At 62.4% G+C, this 25050-nt stretch carries 22 protein-coding genes and 2 pseudogenes; 9 read left to right on the top strand and 15 right to left on the bottom strand.

Features of this window, described 5'->3' with window-relative positions; genetic code table 11:
- Window positions 1-43: 43 nt before the first annotated feature.
- The 3 genes from ETW24_RS15605 to ETW24_RS15615 all read right to left on the bottom strand — a co-directional run bounded on the left by ETW24_RS15605 (window position 44) and on the right by ETW24_RS15615 (window position 3201).
- A complete protein-coding gene (locus ETW24_RS15605) occupies window positions 44-1309 on the bottom strand; it encodes an ABC transporter permease (RefSeq protein ID WP_129371906.1) in 1266 nt (421 codons plus the stop codon).
- Window positions 1306-2112 carry a taurine ABC transporter ATP-binding protein gene (locus tag ETW24_RS15610; RefSeq protein ID WP_129371907.1) on the bottom strand — a complete coding sequence of 269 codons (807 nt, stop codon included), beginning with the start codon at window positions 2110-2112 and terminating at the stop codon, window positions 1306-1308. The genes ETW24_RS15605 and ETW24_RS15610 overlap by 4 nt, the downstream gene beginning before the upstream one ends.
- Window positions 2113-2205: 93 nt before the next feature.
- Complete coding sequence (locus ETW24_RS15615; protein WP_129371908.1) at window positions 2206-3201, bottom strand: taurine ABC transporter substrate-binding protein; 996 nt, start codon at window positions 3199-3201, stop codon at window positions 2206-2208.
- 206 nt (window positions 3202-3407) lie between these two features.
- Here ETW24_RS15615 and ETW24_RS15620 point away from each other — a divergent pair, with 206 nt between their 5' ends.
- Together ETW24_RS15620 and hisD are read left to right on the top strand one after the other, a co-directional pair.
- Window positions 3408-4379, top strand: a complete 972-nt coding sequence (locus ETW24_RS15620; RefSeq protein ID WP_129371909.1) for a LysR family transcriptional regulator — start codon at window positions 3408-3410, stop codon at window positions 4377-4379.
- A gap of 153 nt (window positions 4380-4532) precedes the next feature.
- A complete protein-coding gene (gene hisD / locus ETW24_RS15625) occupies window positions 4533-5810 on the top strand; it encodes a histidinol dehydrogenase (protein ID WP_129371910.1) in 1278 nt (425 codons plus the stop codon).
- Between the two features lie 21 nt (window positions 5811-5831).
- Here hisD and ETW24_RS15630 read toward each other — a convergent pair whose 3' ends face one another.
- From ETW24_RS15630 to ETW24_RS15680, 11 genes are all read right to left on the bottom strand, one after another.
- Window positions 5832-6350 carry a nitrous oxide reductase accessory protein NosL gene (locus tag ETW24_RS15630; RefSeq protein WP_129371911.1) on the bottom strand — a complete coding sequence of 173 codons (519 nt, stop codon included), beginning with the start codon at window positions 6348-6350 and terminating at the stop codon, window positions 5832-5834.
- Complete coding sequence (locus ETW24_RS15635) at window positions 6347-7168, bottom strand: ABC transporter permease (RefSeq protein ID WP_129371912.1); 822 nt, start codon at window positions 7166-7168, stop codon at window positions 6347-6349. Before ETW24_RS15635 ends, ETW24_RS15630 begins: the two co-directional genes overlap by 4 nt.
- A complete protein-coding gene (locus tag ETW24_RS15640) occupies window positions 7165-8067 on the bottom strand; it encodes an ABC transporter ATP-binding protein (protein WP_129371913.1) in 903 nt (300 codons plus the stop codon). The genes ETW24_RS15635 and ETW24_RS15640 overlap by 4 nt, the downstream gene beginning before the upstream one ends.
- Entirely contained in the window at window positions 8060-9328 is a 1269-nt protein-coding gene (locus ETW24_RS15645) for a nitrous oxide reductase family maturation protein NosD (protein WP_129371914.1), read from the bottom strand. The genes ETW24_RS15640 and ETW24_RS15645 overlap by 8 nt, the downstream gene beginning before the upstream one ends.
- A 3-nt stretch (window positions 9329-9331) precedes the next feature.
- Entirely contained in the window at window positions 9332-11242 is a 1911-nt protein-coding gene (gene nosZ / locus ETW24_RS15650) for a TAT-dependent nitrous-oxide reductase (RefSeq protein ID WP_129371915.1), read from the bottom strand.
- An 11-nt stretch (window positions 11243-11253) separates the two neighbouring features.
- Complete coding sequence (locus tag ETW24_RS15655; protein WP_129371916.1) at window positions 11254-13443, bottom strand: NosR/NirI family protein; 2190 nt, start codon at window positions 13441-13443, stop codon at window positions 11254-11256.
- Complete coding sequence (locus ETW24_RS15660) at window positions 13434-13898, bottom strand: hypothetical protein (protein ID WP_129371917.1); 465 nt, start codon at window positions 13896-13898, stop codon at window positions 13434-13436. Before ETW24_RS15660 ends, ETW24_RS15655 begins: the two co-directional genes overlap by 10 nt.
- A gap of 138 nt (window positions 13899-14036) precedes the next feature.
- Entirely contained in the window at window positions 14037-14798 is a 762-nt protein-coding gene (locus ETW24_RS15665; protein WP_129371918.1) for an ABC transporter permease, read from the bottom strand.
- Window positions 14795-15541, bottom strand: coding sequence for an ABC transporter permease (locus ETW24_RS15670; RefSeq protein WP_129371919.1), 747 nt, complete (start codon window positions 15539-15541; stop codon window positions 14795-14797). Before ETW24_RS15670 ends, ETW24_RS15665 begins: the two co-directional genes overlap by 4 nt.
- A 9-nt stretch (window positions 15542-15550) precedes the next feature.
- Window positions 15551-16315 carry a transporter substrate-binding domain-containing protein gene (locus tag ETW24_RS15675; RefSeq protein ID WP_129371920.1) on the bottom strand — a complete coding sequence of 255 codons (765 nt, stop codon included), beginning with the start codon at window positions 16313-16315 and terminating at the stop codon, window positions 15551-15553.
- 39 nt (window positions 16316-16354) lie between these two features.
- Complete coding sequence (locus ETW24_RS15680; protein ID WP_129371921.1) at window positions 16355-17152, bottom strand: ABC transporter ATP-binding protein; 798 nt, start codon at window positions 17150-17152, stop codon at window positions 16355-16357.
- Between the two features lie 97 nt (window positions 17153-17249).
- Here ETW24_RS15680 and ETW24_RS15685 point away from each other — a divergent pair, with 97 nt between their 5' ends.
- The 5 genes from ETW24_RS15685 to ETW24_RS15705 all read left to right on the top strand — a co-directional run bounded on the left by ETW24_RS15685 (window position 17250) and on the right by ETW24_RS15705 (window position 22218).
- A complete protein-coding gene (locus ETW24_RS15685) occupies window positions 17250-17897 on the top strand; it encodes a TetR/AcrR family transcriptional regulator (protein ID WP_254695634.1) in 648 nt (215 codons plus the stop codon).
- Window positions 17894-19078 (top strand): pyridoxal phosphate-dependent aminotransferase, encoded by a 1185-nt coding sequence (locus ETW24_RS15690; RefSeq protein WP_129371923.1) that lies wholly within the window; start codon window positions 17894-17896, stop codon window positions 19076-19078. The genes ETW24_RS15685 and ETW24_RS15690 overlap by 4 nt, the downstream gene beginning before the upstream one ends.
- Entirely contained in the window at window positions 19075-20679 is a 1605-nt protein-coding gene (locus tag ETW24_RS15695) for a 5-guanidino-2-oxopentanoate decarboxylase (protein ID WP_129371924.1), read from the top strand. The genes ETW24_RS15690 and ETW24_RS15695 overlap by 4 nt, the downstream gene beginning before the upstream one ends.
- Before the next feature lie 5 nt (window positions 20680-20684).
- Window positions 20685-21467: an arginine deiminase family protein gene (locus ETW24_RS15700; protein WP_129371925.1), complete on the top strand. Its 783-nt coding sequence runs from the start codon at window positions 20685-20687 to the stop codon at window positions 21465-21467.
- 61 nt (window positions 21468-21528) lie between these two features.
- Window positions 21529-22218, top strand: coding sequence for a DUF927 domain-containing protein (locus ETW24_RS15705; protein WP_164982754.1), 690 nt, complete (start codon window positions 21529-21531; stop codon window positions 22216-22218).
- A 40-nt stretch (window positions 22219-22258) separates the two neighbouring features.
- Here the strand turns inward: ETW24_RS15705 and ETW24_RS25240 are convergent.
- A pseudogene (locus ETW24_RS25240) lies at window positions 22259-22339 on the bottom strand (hypothetical protein); the annotation flags it as partial.
- 53 nt (window positions 22340-22392) lie between these two features.
- Between ETW24_RS25240 and ETW24_RS15715 the strand changes: the two are divergent.
- Together ETW24_RS15715 and ETW24_RS15725 are read left to right on the top strand one after the other, a co-directional pair.
- A pseudogene (locus tag ETW24_RS15715) lies at window positions 22393-23354 on the top strand (transposase); the annotation flags it as partial.
- A 474-nt stretch (window positions 23355-23828) separates the two neighbouring features.
- Window positions 23829-25004 carry a tyrosine-type recombinase/integrase gene (locus ETW24_RS15725; RefSeq protein ID WP_205877289.1) on the top strand — a complete coding sequence of 392 codons (1176 nt, stop codon included), beginning with the start codon at window positions 23829-23831 and terminating at the stop codon, window positions 25002-25004.
- The last annotated feature ends 46 nt before the right edge of the window (window positions 25005-25050 follow it).

The raw sequence follows: 25050 nt of genomic DNA on the forward strand, positions 1-25050 counted from the left end.
GGGATTTCCCCCGGGCGTTTCTTTTGCGCGGCACGGCACAGGTTCAGCTGCGGCCTTTCCACGGCACCAGCCAGTTCTCAGCCATACGCATCAGGATGTCGATGCCATAGCCGATGATGCCAATCAGCACGATCCCCATGATCACAATATCCGTCAGCTGGAATTTTGAGGCGGCGATGATCATCATGCCTGCACCTTTTTGTGCCGCCACCAGTTCCGCGGCCACAACGGTGCCCCAGCAGACACCCATCGCAACCCGCGCACCGGTAAAGATCTCCGGCAGCGAGTTCGGCACGATCACATGGCGCATGATCTGCCACTTGGACGCGCCCAGCGAATAGGCCGCGTGGATTTTCGAGATATTCACCCCGGAAACCCCGGCCCGCGCCGCAATCGTCATGATCCAGAGCGCGGCCAAGAACAGCAGTACGATCTTGCCGGTTTCCCAGATGCCGAACCAAATGATCACCAGCGGGATCAGCGCCAACGGCGGCACCGGCCGCATGAACTCGACAATCGGGTCGAACCAGCCGCGGAACCAGCCCGACAGCCCCATGGCATAACCCAGCGGAATGCCGACAATTGCCCCGGTCACAAAACCCACGATCACCCGTGTCAGCGACCAGCCCAAATGCTGCCACAACGAAAAGTTCTGATAGCCTTCCGAGGCAATCTCAAAGAACCGCGCCACCACCGTTTCCGGCGCCGGCAGCCAGATCGGGTTCATCTGCAACCCGCCGTGCGGCGCAAAACTGATTGCTCCTTTGCCGGTCAGCGTCACCGTCCCGTCGCCAGCGTCCACTTGTGTTCCGGGGCCGATGGGTTCGCCGTTGATAGCGACGATCTTTGCGCCTTCCTTGCGCTTGACCTCGTCATTACGGTCAAAGATCAGAGTGGTAGAGCGCCCGGCCTGTGCCGCCAGTCCATCGTTCTTGGCAAAACCATCGCCCGGCTCCACCTCAAACTTGGGGCTTTCTTCACCAAACCCGGCCACCCTGACCGTGATGTCTGCGTCATCGGTGGCCCCGTCAGCATTCTCCAATGTGTAGGTGAATGTGGTTTCGCCGGTAAAGGGCCCCGGCACGTGAATGGGAAGCAGCTTGGAGCCGGTAAAGGCCGCCCAGATCACAAAGATCACAAGGACCGAGATGATCGAGGCCGCCCGGTCCGGCGTCACGGCGCTTTCATCGCCGAACGTTACGGTTTTCAAGCTGGTGAAATCCTGCTGCGACCGCATCCCCTTGCGGATAAGCTGAACCAGAAAGAAAGCACCGGCAAACAGCGCGATATAGAACAGTAGTACCGTCATGCAACTTGCTCCGTCCGGCCCATGATCTCCTCTTCCATTTCCCAGATCATCGAGAGGATCTCATCGCGGGTCTCGGCAAAGCCTTCGGATTTCTTGACGTCGCGCAGATCGGCATTCACCCCGCGTTCCGCAAAGGGCAGCTGGTATTCGCGGTGAATGCGGCCGGGGCGCGGCGCCATCACGATCAGACGCTCGCCCAGCAGCAGCGCTTCCTCGACCGAGTGGGTGATCAGGATGATGGTCTTGCCAGTCTCTTTCCACAGCTTCAGCACCAGGCCTTGCATCTTCTCCCGCGTCAGCGCGTCCAGCGCGCCAAGCGGTTCGTCCATCAGGATCACGTCCGGCTCATTTGCCAGGCAGCGGGCCAAGGCAACACGCTGCTGCATGCCGCCCGACAACTCATACACCGCCTTTTCCTTGAAATCCTGAAGGCCGACGATATCCAGCAGCCGGTCAGAGATCTTTTCCCGTTCCGCCCGCGCCATGCCCTTCATGCGCGGCCCGAATTCCACGTTGTCGCGCACGTTCATCCATTCAAACAGCGCGCCTTTCTGGAACACCATGCCGCGTTCGGCATCCGGCCCGGTGACGACATGGCCGTTCAGTTCAATCGCGCCTTCCGTCGGGGCCAGAAACCCGGCCAGAATGTTCAAGAGCGTGGTCTTGCCGCAGCCCGACGGCCCTAGCACCGACATCAGCTCACCCGCTTTTAAATTCAATGAGACGTCTTTCAGCGCCTGGACAGAACTGCCATTGGGCAGATCAAAACGCATGGAGACACCCTTGATGTCCAATCCTGACATCTCTCCCCCTTCCTGCTTAAGCTGCGGATGCAAACGGCCCGGTAACCGGGCCGTTCACCTTCATCAGATTGTCGTGCACCAGATTGCCCTGGCTCAGTTCAGCGCAGCGTCCAGTGGTGCGCTGTCGACGGCGCCGTCATAGGACTCCAGCGCCGCTTCGATGCTGCCCGCATTCACAAACACATCCGCCACGCCCTTCATGAAGCTTTGAGCGCCGCCGCCCAGCCATTTTTCGGACAGCTGATCCTCGGCCGAGGGGAAGTTGAAGGTGGCAATTGTGGCCTCGGCATCGCCCAGGTCCATACCGGCATCCTTGGCAATCACCGGCAGCATCTCGTCCTTGTGATCACCCGAGTTCCACATTGCGTTGGCATCTGCGGTCACTTTCAGGAATTTGCTCAGCAGTTCGCTATCCTCAGCGATGAACCCTGCCGGTGCGCTGGTTACATCAAACACCAGAATGCCCAGTTCTTCCTTCTCGGCGCCGGTCAGCAGCACATTGCCATGCTCCACCATCCGCCGCAACGCGCCGCCCCAGCCGCAGACCATGTCCAGATTGCCCTGGGCAAAGGCTGCCGCGCCGTCCGCGGGCGCCATGTCGACGACTTCCATCGAGCCGATATCAACACCGAAATGCGACATCTGCGACAGGAAATTATAATGCGCAGCGGTGCCGATCGGCACACCCACTTTCTTGCCCGCCAGCTCGCCTGCGTTGGTCTTGTCGATCTCCAGCGCCTCGGCCACCACACAGTTGTCGTTGTCGGAATAGCTGACGGCGACATCCACAATCTGGATGTCCTGGCCGGCGGAGGTTGCCACCACAAACGGCGGCACGCCCTGGCTCACCGCGATCTGCACATCGCCCGACGCCATCGCCGCCGACATTGCGGTGCCGGTGTCGAACGACACCCAGTTGATCTTGACGCCCAGTTCCTCCTCATAGGTGCCATTGGCCTTGGCAAACTGGAACGGCATCGGCCATTCCAGGAAGTAGGCAACGGTAATCTCATCCAAATGAGAGGCATTCACAGCAGAGATGGAGGCAGCGGCGGCGCAGATTGTTGAAAGCAGGTACTTTTTGATCATATTGAAAGGTCTCCCAGTTAATTCGCCGGGCCCGTTCATTGCGAGCCTCATGGCTTTGATTTTTACACGGCAAACCATATCCGGGAAGCCGCTTCGCTATAGCAGAAAATCACGCTTTCGATAAAAGCAAAACTTAGATTTGATTTCTACGGATGCATTGGCGCAAACCTGTGGATAGCATATGCAAAGCGCAAGGGAGGACGCATATGCAAAAGACGCTGAGTCTACGCTGGCTGGAAGTGTTCCAGCTGATCTCCAAGTCGGGATCAATACAGAAGGCCGCCGCGGAAACCGGCCTGTCGATCAGCACCGTGTCCAATCACCTGCGCAGCCTGGAAAGCGCGCTTGGTGTTGATCTGGTGGACCACACCCGGCGCCCGATGGGGTTGACGCCTGCAGGCGTAGTTTATGCCCGCTATGTATTTGACGGGCTGATGACGCTTAAACGCGGCGAGGCCGAGATCCGCTCAGGCAGCTGGCAGCATGCCACCGATCTGCGGATGGCCTTGCTTGACGATTTCGACAACGAGGTCGGCCCGGAACTGTTTCAGTTCCTGTCTACCGCGCTGCCCCGCTGCAGTTTCCGCCACTACACCCGGCCCAGCCACGAAATCATTGAAAAGCTGCAGGAGCAGAAACTGGACGCCGGCGTCGCCACCCGTCCGGCCGGGCTGCTGCCGGATCTGATCGAATACCCGCTGATGCGCGATCCCTTCATTCTGGTGGTGCCCACCGGGTATTCCGGCAGCGTCGAGGATCTGACCAAAGCCGATGCATCTTTGCCCTTCCTGCGCTATTCCCGCGATCACACCATCGGCAAACAGATCGAAACCCAGCTGACCCGGCTCAAGATCTCTCTTCCCAACCGGTTTGAGCTGGAGTGCAACCAGTCGATTGTCGGTCTGGTCTCCGAGGGCAGCGGCTGGACCGTCACCACCGCTGCCAGCTACCACCGTGCCCAGCGCTTTCACGACAAGGTCAAGGTTGTACGCTTCCCCGGTAAGAGCTTTGCCCGCACGGTGTCACTGTTCACCACCAGCGTCTATCCTGCGGCCACTTCGCAACTGATCCACCAGGCCTTGCAGAAATCCCTGCGCCACCATTTCACAGATCCTATCAGCGAACGCTTTCCCTGGCTGGCCGAGGAATTCCGCACTCTCCCAGCAAAAGGGAATTAGGCTGTCCGGCAATTAGAAACAAACATTCGTGTTTTTCGAAACCTGCAAGCCCCAGCTTGACCGGGCGGCCTGCACGGCGCTGTTTTAGGCGCAACCCGCGCCGTGCTGCCCCGGCACATCCGGCGGCCCTCCAATGGAAATGAGCTGACCCCAATGGCAATCACCTACCTCAAACAGGCCCAGCCCCGCCCCGCTGCCGAAAACAGCGGTATCCGCGATACAGTCGCCGGGATGCTGGCCAATATCGAACGTGAAGGCGAAGACGCGGTGCGCCGCTACGCGGAAAAACTCGACGGCTGGACCGGCCCCATTGTGGTAACCGACGCCCAGCGCCGTGCCGCCTGCAACCGGGTTTCGCAGCAGATGAAGGAGGACATCCAGTTCGCCCATGCCAACGTCCGCCGCTTTGCCGAGGCGCAGAAGGCCACAATGGGCGACTGCGAGGTTGAGGTTATTCCAGGCCTGATCGCGGGCCAGAAGCAGATCCCGGTTTCCAGTGCCGGCTGTTATGTGCCAGGTGGCCGCTACAGCCATATCGCCAGCGCGCTGATGACCATCACCACCGCCAAGGTGGCCGGCGTTCCCCACATCACCGCAGTCTCGCCAACCCGCCCCGGAACCGGCATTCCCGACGCCATCATTTACGCAATGGACCTCTGCGGAGCAGACATCATCCTGAACCTGGGCGGGGTTCAGGGGATCGCCGCCATGGCCCAGGGCCTGTTCGGCGCTCAGCCTGCCGATATTCTGGTTGGCCCCGGTAATTCTTATGTGGCCGAGGCCAAACGGATGCTGTTCGGCGAGGTCGGCATCGATATGTTTGCCGGCCCCACCGACTCGCTTGTGATTGCCGATCACACTGCCGATGTTGAAACCGTTGCCTGGGATCTGGTCAGCCAGGCCGAACACGGCGCCGACAGCCCGGTCTGGCTGGTCAGCACCGAGGAGGCCCTGGCCGAGGGGGTCATCGCCCGGGTGCATGCGCTAATCGACCGCTTGCCTGAACCCAATCTCTCTGCCGCCCACCGCGCCTGGCACGAACGCGCCGAGGTGGTCCTCTGCGATAGCCGCGAAGAGGCCGCACAGATGGCCGACCGATACGCGCCCGAACATCTGCAAGTGCAGGCGGAAGATCTCGACTGGTGGCTGGACCGTTTGTCGGCCTATGGCTCTTTGTTTCTGGGCAAGGAGACCACGGTGTCCTTTGGCGACAAGACCTCAGGCCCCAATCACGTGCTGCCGACCAGCGGTGCTGCACGGTACACTGGCGGGCTGTCGGTGCACAAGTTCACCAAGACGGTGACCTGGCAGCGCTGCAACGCCGCTGCCTCGCATGAGCTGGCCCAGCGCACCGCCCGCATCAGCCGGATGGAAGGCATGGAGGGCCATGCCATCGCCGCCGAACTGCGGCTGCTGCCGGAAACGGTCTGAAACTGTCAGGAGACGCAGCCCTCAGGACGGCGTCTCCAGCTGCCGGTCCAGATCAACCGGCCCCAGCACTGCGTCATCGGGAATACTGTTGAACCCGGCAACAGAACCGCCATAGCGCTCCGTAAACTGGGCGGCGTCCTCAGGCGTGGCAAAAGGCACAACTTCCGGTGCCCCCATGCCGCCAGCCACATTCGACCCTACGACGAAATGCGCGCTCTTGGCATCTATCCAGTTCATGGTGCCGGGATGCGCCCAGCTGGGCGCCGCGCCCATGTCGCTGACATAGATGGCAGTGATCTCCGCATCCCGCTCCGGGCTTTTGACATAGGCCGCCAGATCGCGCACCTGGGCAAAAAACAGCGGCACAGGGAAGCCATCCAGGTGAATTTGCCCCTTCGGCCCGCCGTGTTCGGAGACATTCATCTGGCAAAAATAGCTCAGCGCCACCTCCGTCAGCTCCACCGGCGCTGGCGGCGCCTTGGCCTCCTCTTCCTGACAGGCAGACAAGACCAGCGCGGCAGCCAGGATCAGGTGTCTCATGGCTCCACCCTCCGGAACGCGGCGCAGGCCAGACCGAAGCCCAGCGCCGGCCACAGCAGCAAGGACAGCGGCGCGGCCCAGCCGGGCAAGGCACTGGCAGCGCCAGCCATGCCGCTGGACAGCGCCACGCTTTCCGAGGCGGCGACATTCCACAGCCGGAACGCATCCGCCGGGTTGGCGACCATCACCCAAGGGAAGATTTTCTGGGTGAACACTCCGCCGCTGTCCATCACCACGGCGCCCAGAAGCCCGAGGTCATAAAGCACCACAAACATCAGCCACACGCCCGCCGACAGGCCAGCCGCGGCAGTGGCGCCGCTGGAAAGCGCCGACAGCGCATAGCCCAGCACCAGGAACACGGCTCCCAGCAGGATCGAGGTCAGCACCAGCCGCCCCAGCGCCAGCAGGCTTTCAGGCCCCGCACCGCCGAACCAGGCGGCAACAGCCCCCGCCGCGCCAAAACCGATGATCATCGCAATCGCCAGTGCGGCCAGATGCGCCATCAGCTTGCCCAACAGGATCTCTGCCCGCCCCGCGGGATAGGCCAGGAGCAGTGCAAGGCTGCCCCTGTCGCGGTCCCCGGCCACCGCATCAAACCCCATCATCAGCGCCAGCAGCGGCGCCAGATAGACCGACAGCGTGGTCATCGAGGCGACGGACACTGTCAGCATATCCACCCCCAGCGTCCCCGTCGGGGCCGAGCCGGCAAAGGACAGCGCCAGCGCGAAGGCCAGCATGATCAGCGTGGCCATGAACAGCCAGCGGTTGCGGCGCAGGATCAGCATCTCGGCGCGGGCAATGGCAAAGGCGCGTCTCATTTGCGGTCCTCCCCTGAATAATGGCGGTAAAGGTCTTCCAGCCGCGGCGGCACCATGTCGATATCCGCCACTGCATCGCCCATGGCCGCAATCTTGCGCAGCTCGGCCATCTTGTCCTGCGGGTTGCACAGGATCTCGACCGAGGCGCCATTGATACGGCGCCCGCCGGTTTCAATTGCGATCCGGTCCGCTTGCGATGCACGCGCCTGCACCCGCAGCTTGACCGGCAGCCCGGCCTGGGCAGAAAGGCCTGCCAGCGTGTCATCCGCCACCTTCACGCCTTTGCGCAGAATGGCGATACGGTCGGTGCGCGCCTCCACCTCGGTCAGCGCGTGGCTGGCAATCAGCACTGCGGCGCCCTGCTCTGCCAATTCATTGATGATGGCGTACAGGTCCTGGCGCGAGATTGGATCCAGACCGCTGGTCGGTTCATCCAGCAGCGCCAGCTTCGGGCGGCCCAGCAGCACCTGAGCCAAACCCAGCCGCTGCCGCATCCCCTTGGAATAGGCACCGATGCGGCGGTGCATGGCCTCACCCAACCCAACACGTTCCAGCAATCCGCCAATATCCGGGCGCTCCCCGGCCAGGCGGGCAAACAGCGACAGCTGTTCATGCCCGGTCAGTGCCGGGTGAAAGCTGACCGCCTCGGGCAGAAAGGCGGTGGCGGAACGCGCTGCCGCACTGCCGGGCGCCGCGCCGCAGATACGGATGCTGCCGCCCTCATGCCGGATCAGGCCCAGCACCGCCTTGATCAGCGTCGACTTGCCGGCGCCGTTGTGGCCCAGCAAAGCCAGCCGCTCGCCCGGTGCGATGTCCAGTTCGATGCCATGCAGAACCTGGGTTTTGCCTCGGAACTTGTCCAGCGCGCGGATCTGCAGCGGGCTGTTTGCCTTATCCATCCTGTTCAACCTTTCTGGCGGCCTCTGGCCGTTCCGGCCGCATCAGCGGGTGGCTGTCGATCACCCCGCCCGGCAGCAGCGCCGGGAAGGCCGATTGCGACCACTTCACCAGTTGCACCGCGGGTGAGCCCATCAGCAGCTTCGCCGCCGGCTGGGTCCACAGCACATGATCCATACTGTCATTCGGACGGTAGGGCGCATCGGCGATGCCATCCCCGTCCACATCAAAACCCGCGAAATCGGACCAATAGTTACCCTGGCCCGCCTCAGACCATTCCACCCATTTGGTGGAGACGAATTTCACCTGATGCCGGTTGCCGACAAAGGCATTGCCCACCATCCGGTTGCCCGCGCTGCCCGCGGTGAAATGGATGCCAATGCCGCAACCCTCAAACCAATTGCCCGAGAAATCATTCTTGTGCGCATTGTAGAGGAAGGTGCATTTTCCCTTGGCGCCCTTTACATAGTTGCCCCGGAACTCGCCCTGATTGGCGTAGTTCAGCATCACTCCATGATCGCGGTCATTCAGCGAGACGTTTCCCGTCACCTTGACGCGCGTGGAAAACATCACCGCATAGCCCAGGTGATTGCCTATCGAGACATTGCCGGAAACTTCGGAATTGTCCGCGTACATATAGTGCACCGCAAAGCGCAGATCGCGGAACACATTGTTGGTGAACGTGTTTTTCCTGGAACTGTTCACAAAGATCCCGTCGCGGCCAAAGCGGATGTCATTGCCGTCGACCACCGCGCCCGGCGCATTCCACACGTAGACGCCATTGCCGCGGGCATTCATATGGCGGTCTAAGCGGCCTTCGATCCGGTTGCCCTGCACCAGGCTGTCCTTGGCGCCGTGAATATCCACGCCATACAGGTTTCCCAGCAGCACATTGTTCAGGATCTGCGGCGCCTTCGCCGTCTTGGTAAGTTTGATGCCGCTGTCGATCCCCTGATGCGAGGAGCCGGAGCCCACAACGGTCAGGTTCTGCACGGTCACGCTTGGCCCAGTCACGGTGATCACCGATCCCTGGCCCTGACCGTCCAAGGTGGCGTGACCCCGCCCGTCCAGAATGACCGGCCGGTCCAGCACCAGAGTTTCTGCATATTCGCCGGCGGCGAGGCGGAGGGTGTCGCCATCCGCCGCCTGCGCCAGTGTTTCAGCAATGGCCCCTGCCCGGTTGGGCACCTCCCAATCCGCCGCCCACGCGGGCGCCAGGCCGGTCAGGGCCGCAACCAGAGAAATGGGCAGGAGCCGTTTCATCGGTTACGCGCTCCGCGGCTCAACCAGCATCCGGCCGCGCATTTCCATGTGCAGCGCGTGGCAGAACCACTGGCAGTAGTACCAGTGCACGCCCGGGCGTTCGGCCTTGAAGGTCACGGAAGCGGTTGCCTGCGGCCCGACCTCCATCGCAACGCCGAAGTTCGACAGGCAGAAACCGTGGGTCAGGTCATCGATGTCGTCCAGGTTGGTGACATAGACGGTGACCTCGTCGCCCTGCTTGACGGTGAACTTCTCCAGGCTGAAGTTCGGCGCCTGGCTGGACATGTAAACCCGCACCTTGTCGCCGTCGCGCACAATGGTGTCCTGCCAGTCGTCCAGATCCACCCCATCTGCCTCGGCCTGTGCACGCGCGTCCGACCACATCGGGTCGTTGCGGTCCCAAAGGTTGACCGGGTTCACCTTGGAACGGTGAACAATGATCGAGTCATGCGGCTCGGCAAAGGTCGGGCCGTCATGCACCACAGTCATCTTATCGCCGGAAATATCGATCAGCTGCTCGTTCTCGGGCTTCAGCGGGCCGACGTTCAGGAACCGGTCCTTGGAAAACTTGTTCATCGAGATCAGCCACTTGCCGTCCGCCTCGGCGGTCTCCCCCATCGAGGTGGAGTTGTGGCCCGGCTGATACTGCACGTCGACTTTGTCCAGGATCGGGTCCACATCAGCGCCGGCATAGGCTTCGATCGCCTTGGCAATGTCCCATTTCACCACCTGGCTGTCCAGGAACAGGGTGGTGTAGGCATAGCCGCGGTTATCGAAGGCGGTGTGAAGCGGGCCAAGGCCCAGCTGCGGTTCGGCAACCACTGCCGAGCGCGGATCGGCATCCGCATCAAACAGCGCGTCCAGCTTTTCGACATCAATCACCGACACGGTCGGGGACAGCTTGCCGTTGACGCAGACGTGTTTCTTGTCCGGCGCAGTGTTGATGCCATGCGGCGAGTTCGGGATCGGGATATACCGGGTCAGCTTGCCCGGCGCGTCCTTGCGCCCATCGACAACTTTGGCACCGTTCAGTTCTTCGTAGTTGCCGGCCTCAATCGCTGCCTCAATCGCCGCGATGTTGAAAACAACAACGTGGTCCAGCTCATTCTCGGTCATCTCGGCCAGGGTCATGCCCATTTCCGAGTTGTAGGAGGTCGAATAGGCGTATTTGCCCTGATAGTCGCAGTCGGTGTTGTCCAGGTTGCCCGAGACGATCACCTGCCAGGCGACTTTCATGGTGTCGCCGTCGATGGCGGAGAAGATGTTCACATACTGCGAAGGATCATCCAGGATCTGGCCGTCATTGATCAGCGGCGCCTCGTGCTCACCGTTGGCAAAGACATAGCCGGTGCGCGGGAATTTCTGCGGGCGCAGACCGTGGATGTCCTTGGCGTTGGGGATCTCGATGATCTTGTCGCATTTCATCACGTCGCAGCGCACCCGGGCGACACGGGTGTTGGCCTTGTCGTTCATAAAGATAAAGCGGCCGTCATAGGTGCCATCGGTGAACGACATATGCGGGTGGTGCAGGTCGCCGTTGTCATAGGTAACCTTGCCGTTGGCGGCCAGGAATTCCTTGGTTTCCGGCAGCAGGCCCTCGGTCAGGATCTTCAGCGACTCGTTGGTCTGGCCCCAGCCGGTGGCCGAGCAGCGGTTGAACACCGGGATCCGCATGAACTCCCGCATTGACGGCACGCCCAGGATACGCAGCTCGCCGGTCTGGCCCGAGGACCAGAAGCCATAATATTCATCCAGTTCGCCCGGTGCCAGGTTCACACCGCTTGCCGCTTGCGCAGGTTTGGCCCCCAGCAGTGCGGAACCGGCGCCAGTGGCCGCCAGCACGGCACCAGAGGCAGTCGCCCCCAGAAGGCCGCGGCGGGTGACGGGCAGTTTATTTTTCAGATCTTCAGACATGATGTCCTCCTTCAGGAAACTTTTGTCCTGTTCGCGTTGGGGTGATTGGCGGGCGGCCTGCCCAGAGTGACGTCTGGTGCCGGGCTGCCGGTCTTGGCCCGGCGTTTCAGCTGTTTGATCACAACCGGGCATTTGGATTCAGATTGATACAGAACCTGGCAATGCAGGCAGTCGACGCATTCGTTCGGATTGATCTCACCGGTGGGGTGAATGGCCTGAACGGGGCACTCATTGGCGCAGGTCTGGCAGGGGCTGCCGCATTCCTTGTAGCGCCGCAGCCAGTCGAACATCCGCACCCGCGCCGGGATCGCCAAAGCTGCCCCCAGCGGGCACAGGTAGCGGCAATAGAACCGCTCAACGAACAGACCGAGCCCCAGAAGCACCAGCGCAAAGACCACAAACGGCCAGTCACGCACGAACTTCAGGATGATCGCGGTCTTGAACGGCTCCACCTCGGCATAGGTTTCCGCCAGCGGGATCGACACCATGGAGATGCCGAACAGCCCGAGGAAGATCATGTATTTCGCAGGCCACAGGCGCTCGTGCAGGCCCCACGGCAGGGTGATCTGCGGCACGCGGCATGCACGGGCGATCTTGTTGGTCAGCTCCTGCAGCGCGCCGAACGGGCACAGCCAGCCGCAATAGGCGCCCCGCCCCCAGAACAGCAGTGCTGCGGCAACGGCAAACCACTGGATGAAGACCAGCGGATCCAGCAGGAAAGCATCCCAGGAAAACCCGCCCCGCAAGCTGCCTGCCAGCGCCATCAGGTTCACCACGCTCAGCTGCGCATTGGCGTACCAGCCCAGAAACACCAGGGTGACGGTCAGGTATCCGATGCGGAACCAGTAAAAGACACGCGCATTCGCGGTGGCCTGGAACTGGAAGAAGAAAACCCCTGTCAGCACCAGCAGCATCACACCCAGAACCCCGATCTCCAGTGTGCGGTCCTTCCAGATCCGCTGCCACAGGGCTGCCTTTGCTGCAGCCTCGCCGGTGTCATCCGCCACCATCTTGGGTGCAGGTGCGGCAGGCAGCAGATATTGCTCCGGCAGTTTGTAGCCCAGATCAAAGGTCAGGAACGCCCGCTCCAGCGCCCCCACCGACCGCTGCACCAAAAGCTGCAGGCGGAACGGTTCGGCCGGATCAAATTCCGCATCCGCCGGGATTTTGAACAGGTCCAGTTCACCAAAGCTGGGGCTGTCGCTCGTGGCCAATCCCCCCAGCCGCTTGTGCTGCTTGTCAAAGAACCGCACCGAAGAATCGCCCTGGATCAGCTGGATCCGGTCAAAGATACCCCCCCGCACATAGCCCGACCCTTTGAAGCTGTAGCTGCCCCGCCCCAGCACCAGAATGGCGTGCTCACCCTCCTTCAGCCAGGCCTTCAGGTTCTGGTATTCGGCCTCGCCCAGCAGCGACTTGCCGATCGACGGCACCGAAACCAGAGCCATTTGCATATCGATGAAAGTATCGTCCGGCGCTCCGGCCTCAGGCCGTTTGATCGCACGGCTGTCGCCCGTGGCCTCAAAGGCCGCGTTGATCTGGCCCACGTCCAGCGTCACCCGCCGGACCGAGCCGTCGCCTGCCAGCGCGGTCCAATCCGCGACTTCCTCGCGGGCCATATCGACCTCGCGCTTCGGCCCGTCCGCCTGCACCGGCGACAGCCCGCCCAGCCCCAGCGCCCGCGCCACCTTGATCCCGGCGCGCACCAGGCTGTCGTCGATCACCATAATGGTCACCGTCGCACCCGAGATGATGTCGAGATCATGGGCATCGCCGCCCGCCGCTGCCTCGGCCTTCAGGTCCAGCCCGGCGTAGCTTTCGGTCAGCTTGACCATCTTGGCGTTCGGGATGCCGATCAGCACGATCGGTTCCGAGTGTTTGACCAGCTTCACGCCGGTCAGCACCGCATCGGTGTCAATCGCGGCCACCACATGGATCGGCTTGCCGCTGTACCCGGTGGTTCCGACGAAATCGGAGGTCAGAAAGGCATAGGCGATTGTTTCGCCCGCCTTCAGAACCGGCGCAACCGGCACATCGCTGCGCACCGGGCCAAACGCCTCAGCACCAGGCACCAGGTCTGCAGGTGTCAATTCTGTCAGGAAAGAGTCGAGGCTGTCTGCCTCAGCCGCTGCAGCAAAAAGCGCGGCTATTGTCATCACAAGGGCTGTCATCCAGCCCCGGAAGGCGCGTGTCAGGACCATGGCGCCTCTCCTTTCGTTAGAGTGGCTGCCACGGACGCGCGCAGGGCGCGTTCGGATTCTGTTTCTGCGACCAACGGAGGCCCGCGGCCCTCATGCCAGTATTGCGCCGGGTTCGGCTGCACCGTGGTTTCCGCAGGCAGCAGCACGGCGCAGTCGGCAGCCCGGCTGATGCCAGAGCGCAGGACGCTTACAGGCCCGGCCCCGTTTTCAGCAGCGCACAGCGGACAGGTGCTGCATTTGGGACAATCCTGCGGTTCGCTGCTGTCCTCGGAACCGATCTGAATTTCCACCACGCCGAATTCGCCGCAGATCTCGATCCAATCACCGCCCGCCGCAACCTGTGCCGCACTGGGGAACGCTGTTTGCAGCACCAGCATGAAAATGGCGCACAGCCCCGTCAGCCGCCGGAGAAACCCGGCGCGGCAAGCGGTAGATATGAAAGAGGTGCGCGGCATCTGTTACAAGATTCTCTTGCTGCATTCGCCGCTGACACTAGAGGGAACTGCAGTGCCGTTATTTGATGTATGTCAGATAAATCAGAGATTCCGGGCCGTTTGGCCACGGTCCGGAAGACAGGCTAACCACCCGGCAGATCAGCCTTTCTCGAACCGCCGGAAGGCCAGGGTTATCACGCCCGCAATCGCCATATAGACCACGGCAAGAAGCAACAGCGGCTCATAGACAATGAATGTATCTGACCGCACGCGGGAGGATACCGAATAGATCTCTACCACCGTGATTGTCGCCACCAGCGGCGTCGCCTTCAGCTGCAGGATGGTTTCACCACCCAGGGTCGGCAGCACATTGCGGATTGCCTGCGGCAGCCAGATCCGGCGGAACATGGTGAAGCGCGGCATGCCAAAGGATTTTGCCGCCTCCAGCTGCCCCTTGGCAACACTGGAAAACGCCCCCCGCATGACCTCACCCTCATAGCCCGCATAAGACAGCGACAGTGCAAGCACCGCATAGGGCCAGGCCTGCCGCAGGTACGGCCACAGCTCGGATGAGCGGATCCAGGGAAACTGCGGAAACAGCGAGCCCAGCCCGTAATAAAGCAGCCAGATCTGCAGCAGCAAAGGCGTGCCGCGAATGATGGTGCAGAAGGTGCGCGCAGGAACGGACAGATACCAGGGGCCAACGGCCTGTGCCAGCCCCAGCGGCACCGCCAGCAGGAAACCTATGACTAGGGATGCCGCCAGGATCCAGATTGTGGTCCACAGCCCTTCCAGCGCCAGCGGCGCATATTTCGGCAGCCAATCCCAGCGCAGCGAAACCGCGCACCAGATCACCAGCGCCGCAAAGATCAGCATCATCACAATACGGTGCGGCTGCATCAGATCCCTGAGGCCGGTCATGACGTACCCCCCCTCAGCGAGGGCTGGCCGCGCCGCGCCCATTTTTCAATCCGGGCAAAGACCGCGCCGGAACACAGCGTCACCATCAGATAAAGGAACCCGGCCGCCAGGAAAAAGGTGAAATAGGCCCGCGTGCTGCTGGCCGCCTGGCGGGTCTCCAGCGTCAGCTCATTAAAGCCGACAACCGCCAGCAGCGCGGTGTCCTTGGTGGCGATCAGCCACAGGTTTGCCAGCCCCGGCACCGCAAAGCTCATCATCGCCGGGATCGTCACCCGCCGCATGATCATGAAGCCCGGCATGCCATAGGATTTCGCTGCCTCGATCTGGCCCACAGGGACCGCCTGGATGGCGCCGCGCAGCACTTCGGTGGCATAGGCCCCCTGCACCACACCCAAAACCCAGATGCCGGCTGCAACGCCGTTAATCTCAACCCGGCCGCCGCCCAAGCCTTCGGAGATCTTGTTGATGATATCGCTGCCCACGTAATAAAGGATCAGGATCAGCACCAGTTCCGGCACCGCCCGGATCACCGTGGTGTAAATGGCGAGAAGATCGCGCGTGACCTTCCCGCCATAAAGTTTGCCATAAGCTCCGAACAGCCCGATCACCAGCCCCAGCCCATAGGCGCCAATGGCGATTTGCAAGGAATTGGCAAGCCCGCGCAGCAGGTTGCCTCCCCAGCCCGACAGCGACAGCAGCTCTGCGCTGGCGCCAAGGCCCAGTAATTCGAACAGTCCGGTCATGGCAGCAGCTTAGTAGATGCTGGTGGTGAAGTATTTGGCAGTGATCTTCTCATGGGTGCCATCGGCCAGGACTGCGGCGATACCCTTGTTCAGCGCCTCGCGCAGTGCGTCATCGCCCTGCCGCACACCAGCGCCGACACCGCGGCCCAGGATCGCCGGATCATCAGCAACCGCGCCTTTGATCTCGCAGCAGCTGCCGGTATCGGAACCCACGAAGTCCGCCATTGCGATGCTGTCCGCCTGGGTTGCGTCGATACGGCCCGCAAACAGATCCTGATTGGCCTCATCCTGGGTCTGATAGACCTTCAGCTCGGCATCCTTAAAGTACTCCTGCGCATAGGCCTGGTGGATGGTCGAGGCCTGAATGCCCACGATCTTACCCGCCAGCGAGTCCGGGGTCGGCGCGATATCCATCGACTTGTCCGCCACGATCACCGCCGGTGTGTTGTAATAGGGATCGCTGAAATCAATGGTCTTCAGCCGCTCCTCGGTGATCGACATAGAGGCCATGATGGCGTCGATCTGCTGGCCGGTCAGCGACGGGATGATGCCGTCCCAGGCCACCGGCGTTATCACGCAGTCCAGTTCAGCCGCGGCGCAAACTGCGCCGATCATCTCGACCTCCCAGCCGACCCAGTTGCCGGAGCTGTCGAGCGATGCAAACGGCGGATAGGGCTCGGCGGCGATGCCGATCTTTACCTGTTCCGCAGCAGCGGCGCCAGCAGTCAGGGCGGCGGCTGCGGTGGCCGCGGCAAGCAATGCTTTCAGTTTCATTCTTCTCTCCCAGTTGATTATTATTGTGGTGGTAGTGGATCAGGCGACCGAGCTTAAGAATTGCTTCAGCCGCTCTGATTGCGGATTGCCAAAGACCTCGGCAGGCGGTCCCTGCTCTTCGATGCGGCCCTGGTACAGATAGACAACGTGGTTCGCGACTTCGCGCGCGAATTTCATCTCGTGGGTGACCAGCAGCATGGTGCGCCCCTCGGCGGCCAGATCGCGGATCACCGTCAGCACCTCGCCCACCAGTTCCGGGTCCAGGGCTGAGGTCGGCTCGTCAAACAGCATCGCCGACGGGTCCACTGCCAGCGCCCGGGCGATCGCCGCCCGCTGCTGCTGGCCGCCGGACAGATAGGCGGGGTAAGTGTCCTCTTTGCCGCCCAAACCAACCCGGTTCAGCAGCTCATGCGCACGGGCAATGGCCTCGGCCTTGGGCACTTTCAGCACATGCACCGGCACCTCGATCACATTTTCCAGCAAGGTCCGGTGGGTCCACAGGTTGAACTGCTGGAACACCATCGCCAGCTTGGTGCGGATGCGCTCGATCTGCTTCTGATTGGCCGGGGTGCCGTCGCCCCGCATCGCCACGTCCTCGCCGCCGATCACGATCTTGCCCGAACTCGGCGTCTCCAGAAAGTTTATGCAGCGCAGCATGGTCGACTTGCCCGACCCTGAGCCGCCGATGATCGCCACCACATCGCCCTGACGGGCGGTCAGCGACACGCCTTTCAACACCTCCAGATTGCCGAACGACTTGTGCAGATCCTCAACCCGGATCGCCTCACGGCGCGCGTCAGTTTCCAAAGCTGATGAGGCGGCAGCGGCTGTGTCCATAGTTGCGTCTTCCCGAATTTTCCGATTGCAGTAAGCCGCGACTCGCGTAATTATGCAAGCGTATAATTTCTATGCCAGGCAATTAACAGGAGCTGAGGTGACCGACGAGCGCCGCAAATTCAAACGCGAATCCGCCGAATCCCGGAAGGAAGCGCTGATTCTGGCCACACTGGAGCTGGTGGCGGAAAACGGCGTGCGCGGGGCCACGGTGCGGGGCATTGCCGAGCGCGCCGACGTAACCCAGGGGCTGATCCGGCATTATTTCAGCTCCAAGGAAGAGCTGATCACCGCCGCCTACGAACACCACATGACGGCCATGACCGACCAGACCTTTGCCCCGGCTGCCGGCACCGAAGGCACGGCACTGGCCCGGCTCACTGCCTTGGTGAATGCCTCGCTGACGCCGCCGGTGGTGGACCCGCGCGCCATCGCGCTTTGGGCCAGCTTCCTCAACAAGGTACAGCAGGATCCGCAGATGAAGGCGACGCACGAACGCACCTATGCCTATTTCCGCGACCAGCTGGAGGCGCTGATCACCGCAGCACTCGAGGAAGCCGGCCGCCCGGCCCCGCCCGCACGGCTGCGCCAGCTGGCGATTGCCTGCAACGCGCTGATCGACGGGCTGTGGCTGGAGGGCGGTGCCTTGCCCGATGCTTTTGCACCGGGGGAACTGGCAGAAATCGGGCGGCAATCCATTGCCGCAATGACAGGACTTGATTTGGAACAAGGGGCGGGAACGTCATGAAGCTGACAGCAATCACCGAGCGGCTCGCCGGATTGGGCGGTGGCAAATGGGAGGTGCACCTGAAGGCGCGCCAACTGGCCGAAGCCGGTGCCGATCTGGTTGAGATGACCATCGGCGAGCCTGACGTGCCCACCCCGCCGGACCTGATCCAGACCGCCGCGCAGGCAATGCAGGCCGGCCGCACCGGCTATTCCGACGGGCGCGGCGAAGCCCGCCTGCGCACCGCGCTGGCCGATGCCTATACTGCCAGCCGCGGGCGTCATTTCGGGCCGGAGAACATCCTCTGCTTCCCCGGCACCCAGACTGCGCTTTATGCGGTGCTGCAGGGCGTTGCGGAACCCGGCACCGAGGTGCTGGTGGGCGACCCGATGTATGCGACATACGAGGGTGTGATCCGCGCCTCCGGTGCGGACATGGTACCTGTGCCGCTGCGGCCTGAAGCCGGGTTCCGGATGCAGGCCAGCGACATTGCCGCGCGCATCACACCCCGCAGCCGCGCGATCCTGCTGACCACCCCGCACAACCCGACCGGCGCCATCCTGACCGCGGAAGACCTGCGCGAAATCGGCGCGCTGGCGATCAAGCATGACCTCTGGATCATCTCTGACGAGGTCTACGAGCATCTGATTTTCGAGGGCGCAGAGTTCATCTCGCCGCTCTCTGATCCTGCCCTGGCGGAGCGGGTGATCGCGGTCTCATCGATCTCCAAATCCCACGCCGCACCGGGCTTCCGCAGCGGCTGGTGCGCCGGGCCTGCGGCCTTCTGCACCGCGCTGCTGCCAGTGTCGGAAACCATGCTGTTCGGCAATCAGCCCTTTATCGCTGACATGACTGAAAAAGCCGTGCGCGATGGCTCCGCGGTTGCCCCCGGCATGGCCGCCCGTTTTGCTGCCCGCGCCGACCTGCTGGTCCAGCGCTTGCACAGCGAGACAGAATTGCGCGTCCACCGTCCCGAAGCCGGCATGTTTGCCCTTATCGACGTCTCGGCCACTGGCCTGGACGGTGATGCCTACGCTTGGGACCTTTTGGACAGCGGCGTCGCCTTGATGCCCGGCTCCGCCTTTGGCGGCAGCCTTAAAAACTGGGTGCGCGTCGCGCTTACAATTGACGACAGCAGCTTTGCCACCGCCCTGGACCGGATCACCGCCCACGCAAACCGCAAGGCAAGGAGCGTCGCATGACCGCAAAAACAGTTGGTGAGGCTCTGGTCGCAGGGTTGCAGAAACGCGGGGTTTCCTGCGTGTTCGGGATCCCTGGCGTCCACACGGTTGAGCTTTACCGCGGGCTGGCAGATTCCGGCATCCGCCACATCACCCCCCGCCACGAACAGGGCGCAGGCTTCATGGCCGACGGTTACGCCCGCGTCTGCGGCCAGCCGGGCGTCGCCTTTGTGATCACCGGCCCCGGTCTCACCAACACGCTGACCCCGATGGCCCAGGCGCGGGCGGATTCGGTGCCGATGCTGGTGGTCTCGGGCGTCAACGCCAACGGCACCCTCGGCATGGGCCTCGGCCACCTGCACGAGCTGCCGGACCAGCACGCCCTTGCCAAGACCGTGGCTTTGGCGTCGGAACACGTGGCGCACCCTGCCGGATTGGAGGCAGCGCTGGATCACACTTTTGCCCCCTTCTCCGCCGGCCGCCCCGGCCCCACGCACATACAAGTCCCGCTGGACGTCGCAGGCGCCGCATCCGACGGCGGCGCAAATGCACTGCCCCCGCCCCCGCCGCAGCTGGACCCGGACCTGATCACCAAGGCCGCAAACCGGCTATCCGCGGCAGCAAATGTCGTGATCCTGGCCGGCGGCGGCATGAAGACGGCGGGTGCAGGCCTCCAAGCCCTGGCCGAACGCCTGGACGCCCCCGTCGTGCAAACCGTAAACGCCCGCGGCCTGATGCACGGCCACCCGCTGACCGTTCCAGCCAGCCCCAGCCTGCAAGCCACCCGCGCCCTGATCGGCGACGCCGATTGCGTGCTGGCCCTGGGAACCGAATTGGGACCAACCGACTATGACATGTACGCCACCGGCAGCATGCCCCGGATGGCAGGGCTGATCCGGGTAGATATCTGCCCCGCGCAGCTGGCCCGGCATGAAACCGCGCTGGCCGTCACGGGCCGCGCAGAAGACGCCGCCGCGGCACTTCTCTCCGCCCTGCCCGGACCAGCGAAACAAGGCCAGGGCGCTGAACGTGCGCAACACGCCCGCGCCGCTGCTTATGAGGAAATCGGACCGGACTACCGCCGCCAGGTCGAGGTGCTGAACGCCATGCGCGCCGCAGTTCCCGGCTCATTGATGGTCGGCGATTCCACCCAGCCGATCTATGCCGGCAACCTCTACTACGACCACGACCGCCCCGGCGGCTGGTTCAATGCCGCCACCGGATACGGCGCGCTTGGCTTTGGCATCCCCGCTGCGATCGGCGCCGCCATCGCCGCACCGGACACACCAGTGATCTGCATTGCCGGCGACGGCGGCGCGCAGTTCTCGCTGCCAGAGATCATGGCAGCAGTGGACGAAGACCTGCCCATCACCTTTGTCCTCTGGAACAATCGCGGTTACGGCGAAATCGCCGCCTCAATGAAGGCCGTGGACGTCCCCGTGGTTGGCTGCGACCCGACCCCGCCGGATTTTGAGGCCGCGGCCAAATCTTTTGGCATCCCCTTCACCCGCGTGCCCATGGACCCGCAAACCATAGCCGCCGCACTCCGCGAGGCCAGCACCCGCGGCGCCCCCTCCCTACTTGAAATCGACATTGCCGGACTCGTTCCGGAACAGGAGTAACCCCCATGCGAAACCCCACATTTGAGTTCACCCGCGCCATCACCCGCCGCCCCGCCGCCTCCATTGCAAATGGACTGCGCGCCGAGGACATCGGCAACCCGGATCTGGACAGCATGCTGGCTGCCCATTCGGCCTATGTCGCGGCCCTGCGCAGCACAGGCGCCGAGGTGATCGAACTGGATCCGCTGGACGCCTTCCCCGACGCGCAGTTTGTCGAGGATACGGCGCTGTGCCTGCCTCAGGGTGCCATCCTGATGCGCCCCGGCGCACCGTCGCGGCTGGGCGAAGTGGCTGAAATGGCCCCGGCCCTGCGCGGCTGCTACGGCGACATCCGCGAAATCAAAGGCCCCGGCCATATCGAAGGCGGCGACATCCTGGTTACCGGCACCGAAATCCTGGTTGGCCGCTCCGACCGCACCGACGCCGCAGGTGTAGCCGAGCTTGCTGAAATCGCCGCCGGTTGGGGCCACAGCTTGCGCGAAGTCTTCACTCCGGAAGGCGTCTTGCACTTCAAGACCGATTGTTCGCTGATGGATGCCGAGACAATCCTGTCGACCAAGCGCCTCGACGCCTCCGGCTGCTTCAAAGGCTACCGTGTGCTGCATGTGGCCGAGGGTGAGGAAGCGGCGGCAAATGCCATCAGGTTCAACAATCTGGTGCTGATGGCAGCAGGTTTCCCGCGCACTGCAGACATGCTCGACAAGGCGGGCTACCAGATTGTTGAAATCGACAACACCGACTGCGCCAAACTGGACGGCGGCATGTCCTGCCTGTCCCTGCGGTTCTGACCCCTGCAGCAAAGGCCCTGGGCCCTTCCGTGCAGCGGCGGCAACCAACGCTGCGCGGATCGTGGTCGTTGCGACCAGGCTTGGCTGGCATGGTAATAGCTTTGCATTGCAGCAAAAAAATCTGCGGCCGGATCAGTCAAAGACCGACCTCATGATCGACATGAGCGTGCGGCAGCACTTCTTGGCACAGTCGGGAAAATTAGAGGAATGGCGCGAACTCGCCTGTTACGCCGAAAGTAACAGCCGTGCATGTTTTGCTATCAGTGCAGCGCTTGCGGCCCCCTTGCTGCGGCTTCTGGATCGCCAAGGTGGCGGATTTCACCTCTTTGGGCAAAGCTCGCGCGGCAAGACTACATTTCTGATGCTGGCCGGGTCTGTGTGGGGCGACGGCGGAACCGAAGGGTTTGTTCGCAATTGGCGCATGACGGAAAACGGAGCCGAGGCGACATTGGCCGATCACAGCGATCTGCTCTTGCCACTTGATGAGATGACGGCGGCAACGCCAGATCTGATCAGCTCGGTGAACTACTTGTTTGCTAATGGCTATGGGAAAAGCCGCGCACGTCGCGACGGATCTGCGCGCGCAGCACTGCAAACGCGGATCATCGTTCTATCATCAGGAGAGCAGGCAACCACCCATCAACTTGGCACCGGCCGCAGTGGGACTCGCATGACAGGCGGTCATGCCGTGCGATCTCAAGATCGGACTCTGGTTTCTGGTTCGCCAACGCATAGTACTCACGCAGGGTAGTGTGCTTGGCCTGGCTCCGTTCCCTGCCGCGCTCCAGCCCGAACCGCTCCGAGACCAACTCGGCAAAGTCAGTTTGGATCTGCCGCAAAGTTTCTTTGCCGCCGATGAAGCTCTGCTGCATAAATCCGGTGACGGATTCATCTTCTGAAACCAGCGTGTTAGCTAGGATGTAAGAGCAGACCCACACCCTCGACCTACAGGACCAGGAACTGGCCAGCCTACAATGAAGCACTCAAGCGCCGTGGCGCGCTGACGATCTGATTCGACCCCGGGATGAGCTGGGATGCCGTGCCGGCAGGCAGGCGCGGCCGCCAGCAGACCTACAGCGATGCTGCCATCCAGACCCGCCTGACGATGAAGCTGCTGTTCGGCATGGCGCTCCGGCAGGCGACCGGGTTCGTCGAGAGCCTGTTGCGGCTGGCCGGTCTCTACTGGACGGTGCCAGACTTCAGCACCCTGTCCCGCCGCCGGAAGAGCCTGGCCGTGAACATCCCCTATCGCGGCTCCAAGGGGCCGCTGCACCTGCTGATCCCCTCTCGTGACATCACTGCGTGATGCACTGCCGGGCAGCGGACAGCACCGGGGTCAAAGTTGAAGGTGAAGGCGAATGGCACGCCCGCAAACCCCCTCTCGCACATGCCATGCATGTGCTGCCGGGCAGCGGGCGGCCCCAAGCGCCGATCCTGCCTGACCTTCCCGACCAAATCCCCGACGAACAGGAGATCGGTAGCGTCACGGCAGATGGCGCCTGCGGTACGCGCAAGTGCCATGATGTGATCGCCGAGCGCGGCGCTGCTGCGGTCATTCCGCCCCGCAAGAACGCGAAGCCGTGGAAGACTATCACTGCCGGAGCCGGAGCTCGCAACGAAGCCCTGCGCGCATCCAAATACCTCGGCCGAGCCCTTTGGCGGCGATGGAGCGGATACCACCGCCGAAGCCGCGTCGAGATATGAGCCGGGCCAGAAAACGATCCGGGGAATCGTTTTCCCGGCGATTGGATGCACTGCATGAAATTGTTGGGCCAGCGGCTCGTGGCACGGGACTTCGACCGTCAGGCCGCCGAGGTCCAGATCCGCATCGCCGTCCTGAACGGCTACACCGCGCTCGGCATACCGGTCACGGAAGCTGCAGGATAAGTCCGTTCGGGGAAGGGGTAACCACGCACATCACACAATTTGTGCAACAGAGCCCCTGATGGATCAACTACGAGATAAAGCCCATTGCCATCACCGTGACGCCCTGGACCAAGTGTTCGGACCAAGTTCTTGGTGAGCTTTCCAGAGGTACAAGCCATCGAAAGCACCACATTTTATACCACGATGTGAACAGAAGCCGATCAAATCGAAGAAAAACGAAAAAAGCAACGACCGCAAATCACTACGCTCGTCCAGGGACTTACAGTCGTAAATCGCCGCCCATTGCATATCAATGAAATTGGTAGGTGGCGGAGACGAAGTCCGTATGATTGCGGTTTGCCTCGGTTCGCCGGTGTCTCCACGCATTCTCTAAACGTAAACAAAAACAATAAGATAAATTCACACGCCGCTCTTGCAGTTCGTAGGTGTTCACCCTAAATCGGTTTCAAGTGTGGGAACATATGTGGGAACGATATGGCATTGAGCGCGCGCAAAGTGGAAACGGCTGGCCCCGGACGGCATGGTGATGGGCGCGGCCTGTTTCTCTATGTCAAAGACTCTGGCGCGCGGTCTTGGGTGCTGCGGTATCAAGTGATGGGCAAGCGGCACGATCTGGGGCTTGGGGCCTATCCCGAGGTATCGCTGGCCATGGCGCGCGACGGGGCGTTGCAAGCAAGGCGCATGATCCAAGAGGGCGAAGACCCGATTGCCAAGAAACGGCAAGCCCAACCCAAGACCTTCAAGGATGCCGCACTCGAACTGATCGAAAGCAAACGCCCCGGCTGGAAGAACGCCAAACACGCGGCGCAATGGACCTCGACACTTGAGGCCTACGTGTTCCCCGGCCTTGGTCGGATGCAGGTGGCGCGTATCGAAACGGCGGACGTGATGGGCGTTCTCAAACCTATCTGGACCGCCAAGCCAGAAACCGCCAACCGGGTGCGTCAGCGGATTGAGGCCGTATTGGACTACGCCTCTGCGCTGGGCATTCGCACCGGCGACAACCCCGCGCGTTGGCGTGGGCATCTTGACCACCTGCTGCCCAAGCCGACCAAGGTGAAGGCGGTAAAACACCACCCCGCCTTGCCCCATGCCAAGATTGCCGAGTTCATGGAAGACCTGTCTGGGCGCGCGGGCGTTGCGGCGCGGGCGCTGGGCTTCACGATCCTGACGGCGGCACGTTCCGGCGAGACACGCGGCGCGACTTGGGCCGAGATTGATCTGAACGCGAAACTCTGGACGGTCCCGGCGGAAAGGATGAAGGCGGGCAAGGAACACCGCGTTCCCCTGACGCCGGAGGCAATCGCCTGCCTTGGTCCCAAGCGGGACGACGCGGCGCTGATCTTTGGAAGCGAAAGCAAACCGGGCAAGCCGATCTCTGATATGAGCATGACCGCCGTGCTGCGCCGAATGGGGCGCGACGCGATCACCGTGCATGGCTTCCGCTCGACCTTCCGCGATTGGGCTGGCGAGACAACGGGCTTCCCGCGTGAGGTGATCGAGGCGGCGCTGGCGCATGGAATAAAGGACAAGGCCGAAGCGGCCTATGCCCGGTCTGACCTCTTCGACAAACGCCGCGATCTTATGACGGCATGGTCTTCAACTGCCACCCGCCGCGATCTGGGAGCGAACGTGGTTGCACTTCCCTGACCGTTTCTATTCTATCGCGGTAAAGTTGAATTTTTAGGTACGAGCA

The organism is Leisingera sp. NJS204, from assembly GCF_004123675.1.
Lineage (GTDB): Bacteria > Pseudomonadota > Alphaproteobacteria > Rhodobacterales > Rhodobacteraceae > Leisingera.

Bases quoted from the DNA above. Each gene is read 5' to 3' on its own strand.
- hisD (WP_129371910.1), top strand. From the start codon at position 4,533: ATGGCAATCACCTACCTCAAACAGGCCCAGCCCCGCCCCGCTGCCGAA.
- ETW24_RS15675 (WP_129371920.1), bottom strand. From the start codon at position 16,315: ATGAAACTGAAAGCATTGCTTGCCGCGGCCACCGCAGCCGCCGCCCTG.
- ETW24_RS15665 (WP_129371918.1), bottom strand. From the start codon at position 14,798: ATGACCGGCCTCAGGGATCTGATGCAGCCGCACCGTATTGTGATGATG.
- nosZ (WP_129371915.1), bottom strand. From the start codon at position 11,242: ATGTCTGAAGATCTGAAAAATAAACTGCCCGTCACCCGCCGCGGCCTT.
- ETW24_RS15615 (WP_129371908.1), bottom strand. From the start codon at position 3,201: ATGATCAAAAAGTACCTGCTTTCAACAATCTGCGCCGCCGCTGCCTCC.
- ETW24_RS15635 (WP_129371912.1), bottom strand. From the start codon at position 7,168: ATGAGACGCGCCTTTGCCATTGCCCGCGCCGAGATGCTGATCCTGCGC.
- ETW24_RS15640 (WP_129371913.1), bottom strand. From the start codon at position 8,067: ATGGATAAGGCAAACAGCCCGCTGCAGATCCGCGCGCTGGACAAGTTC.
- ETW24_RS15695 (WP_129371924.1), top strand. From the start codon at position 19,075: ATGACCGCAAAAACAGTTGGTGAGGCTCTGGTCGCAGGGTTGCAGAAA.
- ETW24_RS15655 (WP_129371916.1), bottom strand. From the start codon at position 13,443: ATGGTCCTGACACGCGCCTTCCGGGGCTGGATGACAGCCCTTGTGATG.
- ETW24_RS15630 (WP_129371911.1), bottom strand. From the start codon at position 6,350: ATGAGACACCTGATCCTGGCTGCCGCGCTGGTCTTGTCTGCCTGTCAG.
- ETW24_RS15645 (WP_129371914.1), bottom strand. From the start codon at position 9,328: ATGAAACGGCTCCTGCCCATTTCTCTGGTTGCGGCCCTGACCGGCCTG.
- ETW24_RS15660 (WP_129371917.1), bottom strand. From the start codon at position 13,898: ATGCCGCGCACCTCTTTCATATCTACCGCTTGCCGCGCCGGGTTTCTC.
- ETW24_RS15700 (WP_129371925.1), top strand. From the start codon at position 20,685: ATGCGAAACCCCACATTTGAGTTCACCCGCGCCATCACCCGCCGCCCC.
- ETW24_RS15680 (WP_129371921.1), bottom strand. From the start codon at position 17,152: ATGGACACAGCCGCTGCCGCCTCATCAGCTTTGGAAACTGACGCGCGC.
- ETW24_RS15670 (WP_129371919.1), bottom strand. From the start codon at position 15,541: ATGACCGGACTGTTCGAATTACTGGGCCTTGGCGCCAGCGCAGAGCTG.
- ETW24_RS15610 (WP_129371907.1), bottom strand. From the start codon at position 2,112: ATGTCAGGATTGGACATCAAGGGTGTCTCCATGCGTTTTGATCTGCCC.
- ETW24_RS15605 (WP_129371906.1), bottom strand. From the start codon at position 1,309: ATGACGGTACTACTGTTCTATATCGCGCTGTTTGCCGGTGCTTTCTTT.
- ETW24_RS15690 (WP_129371923.1), top strand. From the start codon at position 17,894: ATGAAGCTGACAGCAATCACCGAGCGGCTCGCCGGATTGGGCGGTGGC.
- ETW24_RS15725 (WP_205877289.1), top strand. From the start codon at position 23,829: ATGGCATTGAGCGCGCGCAAAGTGGAAACGGCTGGCCCCGGACGGCAT.
- ETW24_RS15620 (WP_129371909.1), top strand. From the start codon at position 3,408: ATGCAAAAGACGCTGAGTCTACGCTGGCTGGAAGTGTTCCAGCTGATC.